This is a genomic window from Citrobacter sp. Cpo045 (genome assembly GCF_030332875.1).
In the GTDB taxonomy this organism is placed as follows: Bacteria; Pseudomonadota; Gammaproteobacteria; order Enterobacterales; family Enterobacteriaceae; genus Citrobacter; species Citrobacter portucalensis.
This window is the reverse complement of sequence record NZ_JAOWGZ010000103.1, coordinates 711,753-724,832: the sequence shown is the minus strand read 5'-3', so window position 1 is coordinate 724,832 and position 13,080 is coordinate 711,753. Positions and strand designations below refer to the sequence as shown.

Below are 13,080 nucleotides of genomic sequence, written 5' to 3'. Positions count from 1 at the left end.
ACGCCAGAATGATGGCCGCGCCATGGCTGTTATCTCGGGCTGCTGTCACTGTCATGTGCTTCTCTCTCTATCTGAATCAGTTGATGATTACCTGATTCTTTAATAAAAAATAATATGCCAAATAAGTTAGCAAAATGGAGCATAGATTCGCATGTGTTAATTATTTAGAGTTTTATTCTAATTGAAGTAATTAAATAGAGTTATCTTGGCAAAAATTTAATCTAAAAAACAAACAGTTGCCCATTGTTCAAATTTAAAGAGCCGCTTCTTTACGCCGATAACCATAATGAATATATGGATAATGGAGGGAAGTGGCATGTGGTGGGTTTATCGAATGCCGATGAAAATGAAGTTAATAATTGCGCTACAACCATTATTACTGGCGTTATGTTGGTTTGCTGGTTCAGGAATATTAACGCGCATTGAGACAGAACGGCAGATGGAGAATATTGCCCAACTGACAGCGCTCGCACGCAGTGCCGGAAATGTAGTGCATGAATTGCAAAAAGAACGCGGCATGAGTGTCGGGTTTCTGGGGGCTGAAGGGAAGACGTTCAAAGATGAGTTAAACGCACAGCGGGCTTTGACCGATCGCGAGATCGAGGTATTTGTGCGGTCACTGTCCGATACTGCCTTACCGGAAGGGGATGTCGCCACTTCTGTCGCTGCGTTTAAGAAAAATATTCTTTCGCTCGCTACCATCCGCGAAAACGTCACGCAGTTGGGGCTTCCGGCTTCAGATGTGGTTAAGTTTTATACCAATGTCATTGCTGATGTGCTGAATTTTGTGGGTAGATTGGGGCAGTTGACGGATTCAGGCGAGATGGCAAACGCATTCGCCGCCTACTACAACCTGCTGAATTTGAAAGAACAAGCGGGTATTGAACGGGCGCTGTTATCAAATATCTTTTCCTCCGGCCATTTCGCCGACGGACAGTTACATCAACTCAGTGATGTCGTCAGTAAACAGAACGTTTGGTTGGCAGAATCGTTACGCCTGAGTTCACCGGAACAGGCGGCCATGTTGAAAAGCCGCTTACAGTCAGCAGAAGCGTCAAAAGCCCTCGCATTTCGCGAGATCGCGTTTAACCATGTCGAGAACGGTGGATTTGGTGTCGATCCTACGGTCTGGTTTAAAGTACAAACCCAGCGTATTGAAGTGATGCGGCAGATAGAAAATGTGACAGCGAATCGTCTGTTGGCGAATGCAGAAAAACTCGCGCAAGATGCACGAAAAAACTGGCAAATATATATGGCTGTTAGCCTGTTAGCACTCCTGGCATCATTGACGTTCGCAGGGGCCATCGCAATCAATATGCACCGTCAGTTTAGTGACACGCTACGCAAGATTGCGGGTATGAATGGCGATCTGACTCAACGTCTGGCGACCCCGGGCAAAGATGAGCTTTCCTCACTTAATCGTGCCTATAACACGATGCTGGAAAGTATTCAGCATATCGTACAGGAGATTAAGCAAGGCTCCGTGGTTTTGTCCGATGCCAGTAGCAGTATTACGGCGGGAAATCAGGATCTGGCTCAACGTACAGATGAACAGGCTGCATCAATAGTAGAAGCTGTGGCCAGTATGGAGCAGCTATCAACTGCGATTACGCAAACAGCGGATAATGCCCGCGAAGCTGAGCATCTGACAATCAGACTGGAAAAAGAGGTCCGACAGGCCAGTAACGTTGCCAGTGCGGCGAACCAGAGCATGGGGGATATTCGCGCTTCCAGTGAGAAAATCTCGAATATTGTGACCTCGATTGATGATATTTCGTTTCAGACTAACTTACTGGCGCTGAATGCGGCAGTGGAAGCTGCACGTGCTGGAGAGATGGGCAGGGGGTTTGCTGTCGTAGCCAGTGAAGTGAGAAATCTTTCGCAGCGTTGCGCCAAAGAGGCTAACCAAATCCGTGAGCTGGTCGCGCAGAATATGGTCAAAATTAGTGAGGGTGTTGAGCGGGTTACTGCATCTGCTACCGCGCTGAAAGCCGCGGCGGATAATACCACCAGTATGAAGCAATATATTGCGGATATCGCTCGTGTGGCGACGGAGCAGTCACAAGGGGTAACCCAGATAAACCTGGCATTACGACCGATGGAGCAGGTCACACAGCAAAATGCGGCGTTGGTATCTCAGGCTGCGAGCGACAGCCAGCGGCTGGACAATCTGTCGGCAACCATGAAGGATCTGGTTAACCGTTTTGTTGTCTGACGTGATGCAGTTTAACCGACCCGGACAACATACCGGGTCGGTTAAGTCTCATCGCCTTATTGTAAGTTGCATACTGTTAACGCTGGCTCAGAACAACTTTTCGCTGAGCACATAATATGACTACTGACAGCTTAAAATCCAATTGTCTTGTCATGAGTTTTCGGGATTTAAGTTCTTTCATCGTAACACCGCGAATATGACCTTCATCTATCAGTTTCTTTATCTCCGCAGTGCTGAGTAAAAGCTGTCGCTTCAATATCGATAGCACATTAATCTGAAAAGAATGGGAAAGTCTGATGCTGACGGTGACGTTCTGGCCGCTATTGATGCTGACCTGCCACTGTTCCTGAATACGAAAATCAGGTTTACCTGCAAGCTCAGCATTATTCCGGTTCAGGGTCGCTTTATCATTGGCAAAATAGTGAACCGTATTGGCATCGTTGGTGATAAATCGATGATACAGCTCACGATTGATTTTGCTGATGTGAAGCCGTGAAAACAGCGAGATGTTCCATGTGTATTCGCAGTGGATGCATTTATAAATGCTCCAGATATCGAGCACTTTTTTTTGCGAATTGACTCTGAATGCTCCGGAAGGTGCGAATTCGCGTTTTACATTACATGATGGACAACGCTTAGCTATGCGCTGGTACCCGACAGGGGTGACAGTCCATGTGACTTTCATACCGTACCTTTTTTAACCCAAATAAATTCGGAACCGTTTTGAACGAACCATCGTTTTTATGTGAGGAAAATATTTTTAAATATTTTTCAGTGGGTTAAGAAAAGATTTCTAACACAGTGACCCTTTCTGCCAACAAATGAATCTCGCGAGATTATCAGTGTGGATACACTCAAGTATATGAGTTCAATCAATATTTATTATGTTGCCCGGAGGGAGTGCAACTTATGGCGTCGGTCATCCTGGTAATTTCTTCCTGTAGGTATTCGAGGGGAGGTTGTTGAAAAGAGAAAGGGACTGACGTGAGTCACAGAGCATCCCCGCCTTTATGGCGGGGAAACATCATTAACGATAAATGGCTACAACAGGTTTTCCGTCATTACCTATGGTTCCCCGGTACATCCCTTCAGAGTTGAAGGACATGGTGTAATTACCTGCTTTATCAAGCACAATAACCCCACCGCTGCCATTCAGCGCCTTAACTTCATCCAGGGCATTCTGTGCTGCGTCCTTTAAAGGGATATTGCGGTATTTCACTTGGGCTGCAATGTTATAAGCGGTAAGCGTGCGGATAAACATTTCTCCTGAACCAGTTGCGGATACCGCCACGGTTTCATTGTCGGCATAATTACCTGCGCCAATGATAGGTGAATCTCCTACTCGTCCGTAACGTTTGTTGGTCATTCCGCCTGTAGATGTTCCGGCAGCCAGATTACCTTCTTTATCCAGTGCAACAGCACCGACAGTGCCATATTTATAGTCATACATCATCGGATCAGCAAACAGAGCTGCGCTCTTTCCGTCGTGATCCAGGAGCACTTTTTCTTTTTTAATTGCATTCTGTAATTGCTGCCAGCGAAAATCAGTTTTGAAATAAGCCGGAGCAACGATTGCGAGTCCCTGTTCTTTTGCAAAGGTATCCGCGCCTGTCGAGACCATGAGAACATGTGGACTTTGCGTCATAACGGCATACGCCGCATTAATTGGGTTTTTAACAGTGGTTACACCGGCAACGGCACCGGCTTTTCGGCTTTTCCCGTCCATAATGGACGCATCCAGTTCATTGCGGCCATCGTGGGTAAACACGGCGCCTTTACCTGCGTTGAAGAGAGGGGAATCCTCCATAACATTAATCGCTTTCTGAACGGCTTCCAGGCTGCTACCGCCTTTATTCAAAACGGCATAGCCAGCATTCAGAGCTTCAGTGAGTTTTTCTGTATACTGCTTTTCTTGTTCTGGTGTGATGGTATCTTTTGTAATAGTACCGGCACCACCATGGATCACCAGCCGTATCGGCGATTGCGTGTCTCCCCATGCGGGAGTAGTTAGTAAGGTACATAGGGTCAAGGTAGCGATACAGGTCTTGATTCTGATCATATGAATAAATTCCTTTTTTCTAGGCGATGAATCATTTCGGACAATGTCACCGGTAATTTTTATTGTTACCGGTATTAATCAGCCTGCTTGGGAGTAGTTTCCCTGATGAGTAGGCTAAAAATTAATCATGGCTATATTTCAATAGTCATAATTCATGTGAATTGATTTTAGTCATAAAATATTTTTAATGATTGATTTACCAAATAATGAAGCGTTTCCGCAGAAGTTTCTCTCATTCCACTGACAATGCCTGCAGGCTTCTGGTTGCAGCCTGTCGCTGGTAAAGTGAGCAACCAATACCGAAATCTGGCCAGAAGGGAATTCAGTGTGACCGAGCGTATTGATTATCAGGCTGAAAAATACAGTTTTACTGAGGCGACAGAGTGTTCCCGTCTTACCGGCCAGTGGGCTGATGTTATTGCTGAATGCCGGGAAATGAAGGCGGGGCCCCAAGAACGTCTGCGTATTGCTTTATTGAATGTGGACTACGTGACCAGCTTTGAGCTGCCTTTCCGCTTGTTATTACTCCGTACTCCACAACTGATTGCCAGCGTGCGTGAAGAGCTGCAGCTTAGTCAGAAAAACGTCATCTTTAACGGCAAACGCTTTGGTTGTGTTTACAGCCTGAAAGCGAGTCTCGGTGGGATACCGGATGAATTTCAGTACCGCCTGTCACATCGTATCCGGCGCATTAGTCCTGCAGGTTCAAGCGAAGCGCCATATCAGCAGATTGCTAAAACAGTAAAAGCGCCGCGTGAACGTCTGAAGCTGGCACTGGAATCGGGCCTTGATGTCACTGCGCTGGACGGGCTTTTCTGGTTTGGCAGCCAGCGTATTGCCGCTGATGTGTTGAGGCTGAGAAAAGCAGGGATGCGGATAGCGACAAAGCAGACAATGGTGTCCGACAATCTTACTGCAACAGTGAGGAATGTGCCTTTTTATCGCCTGGCCCAGGGATGAACTGACTGGTAAATGAAGGGATTATAACGGGGAGCATAAGAATTCATGGTGTCCCTGCAGGAATCGAAAATGTATTTATATCTATGTTTTATAAAGGTAATTTAAGTGGTTGTTTTGTTGATACCATCATGGATACCATCAAACGATAAAAACATCTCATTAAGGCCATAGAGATCGGCCTATTCCGTCAGTTTCAATAATGAATAGTTGGATGAAAAAACGACGGGGCAGGGGGCTGGCAAATCTGCGAAAAGGTTGAAAAATGCGCAAAAAAGTTATCACACCCCACGCATTATACAATGCTGCTCGCAAACCAGCGCCAACTCTGGGAAGTCAGGGGGATACACCCTAAAGTATTTTTTTCATTTTATGTATACCAGAATGGCTTTAAATCACTCACCATCCAGCGCTATAACCGGGTTTAACCGTGTATACCATCCCCCATGTGATATGACGTATTCTCATTCATAAAACCCTTTATTGTATCGAATTTGACACAATACCCGCCCGCAGTAATCAGACCGTCAAGCAAATATCGTTGTACTGTTCACGACACACCTGATCACTCAAGAATTGTTCACAGCGAGAAAAATATGGATAACCCGGACAAAACTCCCGTACCTGAGGTCACTGTAGCAACAGAACCGCAGCCCTCTGCAGAATGCTTCACCTTTGGCGATCCCATTCCGGTACTGGACCGGCGCGAGCTGCTTGATTATGTGGAGTGCGTACAGATTGATCGCTGGTATGAACCGCCGGTCAGTTTTGCCGGGCTGGCACGTACCTACCGCGCTGCCGTGCATCACAGTTCACCAATTGCTGTTAAGCGTGACATTCTCAGCAGCACCTTCATCCCACACCGCTTGCTCAGCCAGCAGTCTTTCGCCCGTTTCGTTCAGGATTATCTGGTGTTTGGTAATGCTTATCTGGAAAAGCGCACCAACTGGCTGGGTGGTGTCCTCTCACTGGAGCCAGCGCTGGCAAAGTATACCCGGCGCGGCGTTGACCTAGAATCCTACTGGTTTGTGAACTACGGCCTGACGATGCAGCCTTATGAGTTCACCAGAGGCAACATTTTTCATCTGATGGAGCCGGATATTAACCAAGAGATTTACGGGCTGCCCGGTTATCTCTCCGCCATTCCGTCAACCCTGCTCAACGAGTCCGCAACGCTGTTCCGTCGGAAATATTACATCAACGGCAGCCATGTAGGCTTCATCATGTACATGACCGACGCTGCGCAGAATCAGGAGGATGTGAACAACATCCGCAAGGCAATGAAAAGTGCCAAAGGACCGGGCAATTTTCGCAATCTCTTTATGTACTCACCCAATGGCAAAAAAGATGGCATCCAGATCATCCCCCTATCCGAAGTTGCGGCGAAAGATGAGTTTCTGAACATCAAGAACGTGAGCCGTGATGACATGATGGCAGCGCACCGCGTGCCACCGCAGATGATGGGAATCATGCCGAGTAACGTTGGGGGGTTTGGAGATGTAGAAAAAGCCAGCCGTGTTTTTGTTCGCAACGAACTGATGCCGCTACAGAAGCGACTGCAGGAACTGAACGACTGGTGTGGCGAGAAAATAATTAGTTTTGAACCTTATACACTTGAGTAATAAAAAAGCCACTGAAGTGGCTTTTTTATTTAATCGGGAAGGTTACGTAAATCGATATATGAGAAAAATGCGGCACCTTTCTCAGTTAACTCGTATCGAAGATATCGATTTTCCATTATTGGCGTTGTTTTGAGTAGGCCATGGACCATCATTAACGTGCAAACATTTCTAACCAAAAAACCAGCTAAGTCAGTCGAATTTGATCTTAACCCAGAAAGAATAGTTCCTCTATACAGCAAAATGAGTCGCATTGCTGTTGTTTTAACTGGCTCTGGAGTTTCGGATAATTTTGTCGGGATCGTTAACTGTGTATTTTCAAATAGCTTATATATTTTACTGAACTCTTCCTCAGATGGTTTTTTTACTATAGCTTTACTTTCAGGAGAACGTGCAGCTCTGAGAAGTTCAACCTCAGATTTTAAAGCTTCATTTTCCTTCGTTAGTTTAGATATTTGTTCTATTAACACACTTGACTCTGATATTTCCTTTCCAGAAACCCACCCAAGGAGATTTCTCTCGACACCAATTTGAGGAAGTGTCTTATAAATTGATATTTGTATATCTTTAATATCCCGAAAAAATTCCACCGGATACCCCTTGACCTTTTGTTTGAAAGCTTCATATTTTGTCGGGTTATCTAATTCAAGAACTTCCTTACCAACTGTTTTAACTTTTTCATCTAGATATTCGTCATCAATGACTATCGAAAATAGAGGTTTGTTTGTACTTAAAGCATAATCATATTCGAGCTCTGTATAGCAATAATCACTGCCGGGAGCAATCGTTCCATAACGCCCTCCCAGAATAAGGATGTAGATATCTGACTCATCTATCCAGCGCTTAATAATTTCTAACTGGCTTCTGTCTCCAGGCTTAAATAGCTCCATTCCCGCAGGTATATGCCCGGCAGTTAATATGGCACTTACCGCAGCTTGCCTTTCTTCAATGAGGTCTGTAAAAGTTGATGAAATGAAAACTTGAAATTTCCTATTCATTTTTTATCCATATAGAGTTATTGTCATCTAACATACCTACAAAATGCTATAGGTAAATTTAAGTTGGTATTATTAGTCTTTTACTAGTATCTAATGCTGAAAAAGTTGATGAAAGAAAGACATTAGACGCAGATACCAACATCAGAGCATAATCATATGATATAGGTTAAAGCGTGTTCAAGACCGATTAACGTAAGTTCCCTAGATCTCCCCTCAGCGCGAGCAGCCCCGCCCGCCTGCCCGCTTCGCTTAACAGAATGGTTTTCATGCACCCCGTAAATCGCCTCAGGAGCCGCCACACAAGGGCTTTCACGTCAAAAATGATGCATGAGACTCATGCGTTTTCATGCGCCATAGACATGCACTCATGCGCTCTCAGGCCAGCCAGGAAAAAGGCGTAAAAAATCCCGGTGCCGGGCCGGGATTAGGTAGGCGTTTTTTGCTAATCAGACAGGGATTTGCTGGCGGCTTGATAACTTTGATGCAGAGCCATAGCGATTGAGCGTTTGCTGTTGTTTTTCCGGCATTTGTGCTTTGTCTGATTCCTGTTCATTGCGCCGGGGCTTCATAATTATCTTATCCACACTTTCCAGAGCGGTAAATGTGCAGGAACATTCAAGATTCTGGCACTGATACCATGAGCGTTTAACCGACGGTGCTTCATAGGCGGTGGTTCTGGCGTGTGCAACGGTGCCGCATTCAGGACATTTCAGCGCCATCAGATACCCTCCATATCACGGTTACGTTTCTGCAGCTCTTCACGTTCCTGACGGATCTTCATTTTGTGAAGGGCCGCCGGTGACGGGATTTTGCTTAAATCGACACGAGCCGCATAATCCGGCGCAACGCCCGCCAGTTTAAACACAGGGTCCAGTTCCGGCATCGCAGTGTTAGCAAGAGCCGGTTTGGTGATATGTTTGTGAATAAAGTCTTTCAGCAGTGTGTCCGGGTCATTAACTGAATTCACCACCCCCACAACGGCACTGGCTTCCCGCCCCATTGTGGTTTTGAGCAGGCTCAGTGTCTGGATTAACGCCTTACCATGCGCCTGCATGAAGTCTTCCCAGATTTGCTTTGCGCGAATTTCCACAAGGGTGTTATGTGCGCTGATATACTGCCCGGCTAATTTCCCGGCTTCCTGCGGTAATAAGGCATTTTCGCTTTCCTGAGCTGCCAGCAGTTCATCAAAATCCTCAAGCGTTTCTCGTCCCAGCGCAATTTCCGTGCGCAGTTTTTTCATTTCCTTTGAGACTACGCCCTGACTTTCACGAAACAGCGTGCGCCACTCCTCATTCAGCGCGTTCGTCGTGGCTTCCATTTCAGCCCGGCGCTGGCGGATTGTCGCAATATTATCCGCTGCCGCTTTCTGCCGACGACGTGCTTCAAGCCATGCGCTTCTGGCCGTGTTCAGGGTTTCCATTGCCTGCTGCGTTACAGCCGGAAAAGTGGAAAGGTTGTTATTCTCTGCGGTGTTGTTCATGACTTCTCCTGCCGGGTTGGTTCGTTACGTCAATTGTGTCGTGACTGACACAAGCGCACTATCGGCGCTCAGTGTGTGGTGGCTGGCACAACGGGCGTTTGCGGTTATTCAGACGCGGCCATGACAGCCAGCCAGATAAAAATGCCTCTGTTTCAGCCTGCTTTATGTCCCGGATGCGGTGAAACAGGTGGAACAGGTGTTACAGCATTGTTTTGTAAAACATTTATATGCACATCACAGGTGAAACATCGCAGGTAACAAGGTGGAACAGCGGATCGGCTGGCGTTCCACCTGTTCCACCTCACTATTTCAGAAGGTGAAACAGGTTTAGCCCTTGTAAAATACGGGTGTTCCACCTGTTTCACCTGTTACCCTTAATAAATAAGACTCACGCAAAGCCTTAACCCGGCACCTCGCTGTTGAAGACATAGAGTCTGCGGGGATTCATCTCTGGCGGGCGAATGGTTGTCTGCAGCTTGCCATCGGTGGAGGGCAGCAGGTATCCACGATCCGCGCACAGACGCGCCACCTTGCGCGGGTCAAATCCCCGGCAGATTTCTTTCCAGCCGGACGGCATGACGTAGAACGTGGTGACGGCCTCCGTGCCCTGCGCGGTACTGCCTTTCTCCACCCTGCGCCAGCCCACCATATTGCCGGGGCGGTTACGCTCGTCGTGCCAGTCAGCAAAGCGGCTGTACTGATTCGCGGTAAAGAAGCTGCGTACCTGCTCCAGTGCGGCAATATCTTCCTGATTGGCGGTGTGCCCGCGATCTTTCAGCCATGCGTTCAGGCAGACGCGGGTTGCCCGCAGCGCTTCACCCTCAGGCCAGCCGGTAATACCCAGCCGGGTTGCCAGCTCGCCCGCCATCGCCACCAGTGCAAAGCGGTTCACAGCCCGGCCTACCTGATTACCCGCATCTTTCGGGGTCAGGGCGGCTGTATATTCCTTCATCAGTGACTTTGCCTGTGCCGTCAGCCCGTTAAGGTCAGCGGTCAGGGCTTTCAGCCACTCCCTGAACGGCGAACCGTAGTAGCTGGACGTGGCCCACTCCAGATGTTCCGCCAGAGCCTTGCCGCTGTCGAAGCCGTGCAGCTCCTCAAATACGCCAAATTTCCCGGAATCGCTGGGGATCTGGATCATCCTGACTTCCATCCCGGCAAAGGTACGCTCACCGGCTTTTGCCGCATGTTCGGTCAGTGACAGCTCGCCGGTTGAAAAGAACAGCAGCCGCCACTGCTTACGGGTGCGCAGCTCACCGTCCGTACCGGCACGGCCCTTGCCCTGACCGTTTGCCAGCATGTAGGCGATATTACCCGCCTCGCGTCCGTCCACCTCCCGGATCTCATCAAGCATCATGGCGGCATCGTTGCGGCGGCTGGCGCATCCCTCCAGCGCGTTGCCGGTTGCCCGCCACGTCTGCCAGTAATCAGGCCCGCCACAAACGGAGGTTGCCGCTTTCATGGTGGTGGTCTTACCGTCAGTCGATTCCCCCTTGAGGTGGTAGCCGCCGCCGTCCATCCCAACCAGCCGTAACAGGGGTGCAGCAAAGGCCAGACTGACGGCAAACGCCACGCGGGAGTTACCGGTGCAGTAACGGGAAACGTGCTCCCGCCATTCCTCCGTTGTACCTGACACACGGAAATCGCGCCCCTGCACGGAAGTGGTCTGGAGAATGACACCCTCTGCACCTTCACCGCTGACCTCATCCTGCAGGACGTAAACCTGACCATGCCAGCCAGTGCGGCTGACGCAGGTCACGCGGCGTTCCGGTTTACACAGCGAGATATATTCCATCAGGCGGGCGCGGGCCTCACCGGTGGTGCTGATATAGGACAGCCCGTTAACCAGCAGTACCCGGCGTAGTTCCTCACCGCTACCACTGAGCATTTCCATCGGCATCGCCCAGCGGCGGCGCTCTCCCCATGTATCTTCCCACTCCAGCAGTCGCCCGAAATTACCGCCATCAGCATCGCAGGTGATTGCCGTCACGCGCAACGGGTTGCATATTTTGACGTTCTGGATCTCCGTCTCACCGTTGCGCTGTACCTGTTTTTCATACCAGAGATATTCCTGGGTAAGACGGAACCCGTGCGGCAACTGCGTGCGGCCTTCTCCGCACAGTACAAGACCGTTACGAAAGGCTTCACGGGCACGTGTAATACCGTGCTCACGGTGGAAGTCATTCCAGTCAGCTTTAATTTCTCCCGGTGGCAGCGTCACCCAGCCACCGACTGATTTTGCCGCCCGTTCAGCAAAGGATCTGCCGGGATTCTCGCCCCCGTCCTGAAAATCGTTATCACCGGCGATGATAATTTTTACCTCAGGCCAGCGTGCCCGCAGCGCCTGTGCGACGTTGGGCAGGTTGCCCGCCGATATGGCCGCCACTACGCATCCGGCGGTGAGCTGGCTTACCGTCAGCGCCGTGGCGTAACCTTCGGTAATCACCACCTGTACCGGCGGTTCAGACGGTAACGGGCTGAGCGCCACAAACGCGCCTTTCATCGTGCTGCCGGGCAGTATGCTTTTTTCACCCGTCGGGGCGATAAGCTGTGCACCGGTCACGGCTCCGGCGTTTGTCGTGAGCGGTAACAGCAGGGAACCGGCAGGGAAATCCTTACCACTGATATGCTGCACGCTCCCGGTCAGGGAGGCCGGGTATCCGGCGAACCCTTTTCCGGTCAGATAGGGGCTTTCTCCCGTGTGACTCTCTTTCATCAGGGCCGCCACGGTAAGGCTCATATCGCGTTTAGGGGCTTTTTGCCTGGCGGGCTTAACGGGCAGTTCCTGCACATCCGGCACATTAAGCACCTGCGCCACCTCCTGCGCTGCCTTTCTGATGCCGTAACCGGTTATGAGCTTAACCAGATCCAGACCATCACCATTGCCGCACTGGCTGCAAATCCACGTCCCGCGCCCGTCGAGGTCATCGAGGCGGAAGCGATCCTTGCCCCCACATTTCGGGCAGGGACCGTGCCTGCCGTTTTCAGGTACATCAATACGCAGCATCTGCAGAATGACGGGCCATTTTCCCCGCGCTGCGGCTGAAATCTGCGTAACCGTCTGTGTTGTCATATTTCCCCCTGATACAGCGATACACCCGAGCTGCAGAAGTCATCAAATGCCGCCGGAAGTGTGCGGTACAGCTCCGCCATCACTTCACAGCCGCGCACAGTCAGTACCGGTGGCGCGGTCAGCAATGATGGCTCCAGCATGTCAGTCAGCAGCGCCAGTGCAGCCGCTGCTCCCTGTGCTTCGCCATATTCGTTAATCAGTGCGCACTCGATATGCAGGGCAATGGCCATTTCAATACGTTCAACCGTCAGGCTGTGCGGACCATAGTGATCGCAGCCGGTTTCGGTCAGCGCTTTCTGGCGCCAGGCCGATGCAATAGCCCGCCGGTAAAGCGCAGTGGTCATTTCTGCCGGAAAAATAGAAACCTGCGGCTGGTTCATTGGGTGCCTCCTTCAATCAGTTCGCAACTGTGCGCAATATCCGTCAAATCTGCCCGCAGGTACTCCATCAGCGCGGCGATGCCTGGCGCACATCCTGCATCCAGCGTTCCGCCCTGCGAGGGGTATTCAGAAAAGAGAAGCTGCAACATGTCGCAGGCCTTTCTGGCGCGGTCCAGCTTTCCGAAACCGTCCTCTGACAATCCATACGCAAAAGCACCGCTATTGTGTTTTTCAGGCAAAGCGTGGCCCTGAGCACCGTTGTGCCCGTTTGAAATATTCATCGTGGATTACTCCGTTTT

11 protein-coding genes are annotated in these 13,080 nt (G+C 49.7%); 3 read left to right on the top strand and 8 right to left on the bottom strand.

Going from position 1 to position 13,080, the window contains the following annotated elements:
• The first annotated feature begins 316 nt into the window (after positions 1 to 316).
• A complete protein-coding gene (locus OGY13_RS19445; protein ID WP_032944111.1) occupies positions 317 to 2,215 on the top strand; it encodes a methyl-accepting chemotaxis protein in 1,899 nt (632 codons plus the stop codon).
• Positions 2,216 to 2,291: 76 nt separating this feature from the next.
• Here OGY13_RS19445 and OGY13_RS19440 read toward each other — a convergent pair whose 3' ends face one another.
• Positions 2,292 to 2,900: a DUF1062 domain-containing protein gene (locus OGY13_RS19440; RefSeq protein WP_213752551.1), complete on the bottom strand. Its 609-nt coding sequence runs from the start codon at positions 2,898 to 2,900 to the stop codon at positions 2,292 to 2,294.
• 342 nt (positions 2,901 to 3,242) lie between these two features.
• Positions 3,243 to 4,274, bottom strand: coding sequence for an isoaspartyl peptidase/L-asparaginase family protein (locus OGY13_RS19435; protein WP_286637818.1), 1,032 nt, complete (start codon positions 4,272 to 4,274; stop codon positions 3,243 to 3,245).
• 327 nt (positions 4,275 to 4,601) lie between these two features.
• Here OGY13_RS19435 and OGY13_RS19430 point away from each other — a divergent pair, with 327 nt between their 5' ends.
• Positions 4,602 to 5,234 (top strand): ECs1377 family protein, encoded by a 633-nt coding sequence (locus OGY13_RS19430; protein WP_048215836.1) that lies wholly within the window; start codon positions 4,602 to 4,604, stop codon positions 5,232 to 5,234.
• A 593-nt stretch (positions 5,235 to 5,827) separates the two neighbouring features.
• A complete protein-coding gene (locus OGY13_RS19425) occupies positions 5,828 to 6,853 on the top strand; it encodes a phage portal protein (protein WP_074676096.1) in 1,026 nt (341 codons plus the stop codon).
• A 29-nt stretch (positions 6,854 to 6,882) separates the two neighbouring features.
• Here OGY13_RS19425 and OGY13_RS19420 read toward each other — a convergent pair whose 3' ends face one another.
• The 6 genes from OGY13_RS19420 to OGY13_RS19395 form a co-directional block, all read right to left on the bottom strand.
• Complete coding sequence (locus tag OGY13_RS19420; RefSeq protein WP_024235421.1) at positions 6,883 to 7,848, bottom strand: DUF4062 domain-containing protein; 966 nt, start codon at positions 7,846 to 7,848, stop codon at positions 6,883 to 6,885.
• Between the two features lie 446 nt (positions 7,849 to 8,294).
• Complete coding sequence (locus tag OGY13_RS19415; protein WP_023203535.1) at positions 8,295 to 8,567, bottom strand: Ogr/Delta-like zinc finger protein; 273 nt, start codon at positions 8,565 to 8,567, stop codon at positions 8,295 to 8,297.
• Complete coding sequence (locus OGY13_RS19410) at positions 8,567 to 9,328, bottom strand: phage polarity suppression protein (protein ID WP_023203536.1); 762 nt, start codon at positions 9,326 to 9,328, stop codon at positions 8,567 to 8,569. Before OGY13_RS19410 ends, OGY13_RS19415 begins: the two co-directional genes overlap by 1 nt.
• Positions 9,329 to 9,728: 400 nt before the next feature.
• The gene (locus OGY13_RS19405; protein ID WP_023203537.1) at positions 9,729 to 12,401 is read right to left on the bottom strand and encodes a TOPRIM and DUF927 domain-containing protein; all 2,673 of its coding nucleotides are present in this window, start codon (positions 12,399 to 12,401) and stop codon (positions 9,729 to 9,731) included.
• Positions 12,398 to 12,781 (bottom strand): DUF5375 family protein, encoded by a 384-nt coding sequence (locus tag OGY13_RS19400; protein ID WP_023203538.1) that lies wholly within the window; start codon positions 12,779 to 12,781, stop codon positions 12,398 to 12,400. Before OGY13_RS19400 ends, OGY13_RS19405 begins: the two co-directional genes overlap by 4 nt.
• The gene (locus OGY13_RS19395; RefSeq protein WP_023203539.1) at positions 12,778 to 13,062 is read right to left on the bottom strand and encodes a hypothetical protein; all 285 of its coding nucleotides are present in this window, start codon (positions 13,060 to 13,062) and stop codon (positions 12,778 to 12,780) included. Before OGY13_RS19395 ends, OGY13_RS19400 begins: the two co-directional genes overlap by 4 nt.
• Positions 13,063 to 13,080: the final 18 nt, after the last annotated feature.

Excerpts from the sequence above, each read along its gene's own strand:
- OGY13_RS19445 (WP_032944111.1), top strand. The coding sequence starts at position 317 with ATGTGGTGGGTTTATCGAATGCCGATGAAAATGAAGTTAATAATTGCG.
- OGY13_RS19440 (WP_213752551.1), bottom strand. The coding sequence starts at position 2,900 with ATGAAAGTCACATGGACTGTCACCCCTGTCGGGTACCAGCGCATAGCT.
- OGY13_RS19435 (WP_286637818.1), bottom strand. The coding sequence starts at position 4,274 with ATGATCAGAATCAAGACCTGTATCGCTACCTTGACCCTATGTACCTTA.
- OGY13_RS19425 (WP_074676096.1), top strand. The coding sequence starts at position 5,828 with ATGGATAACCCGGACAAAACTCCCGTACCTGAGGTCACTGTAGCAACA.
- OGY13_RS19420 (WP_024235421.1), bottom strand. The coding sequence starts at position 7,848 with ATGAATAGGAAATTTCAAGTTTTCATTTCATCAACTTTTACAGACCTC.
- OGY13_RS19415 (WP_023203535.1), bottom strand. The coding sequence starts at position 8,567 with ATGGCGCTGAAATGTCCTGAATGCGGCACCGTTGCACACGCCAGAACC.
- OGY13_RS19410 (WP_023203536.1), bottom strand. The coding sequence starts at position 9,328 with ATGAACAACACCGCAGAGAATAACAACCTTTCCACTTTTCCGGCTGTA.
- OGY13_RS19405 (WP_023203537.1), bottom strand. The coding sequence starts at position 12,401 with ATGACAACACAGACGGTTACGCAGATTTCAGCCGCAGCGCGGGGAAAA.
- OGY13_RS19400 (WP_023203538.1), bottom strand. The coding sequence starts at position 12,781 with ATGAACCAGCCGCAGGTTTCTATTTTTCCGGCAGAAATGACCACTGCG.
- OGY13_RS19395 (WP_023203539.1), bottom strand. The coding sequence starts at position 13,062 with ATGAATATTTCAAACGGGCACAACGGTGCTCAGGGCCACGCTTTGCCT.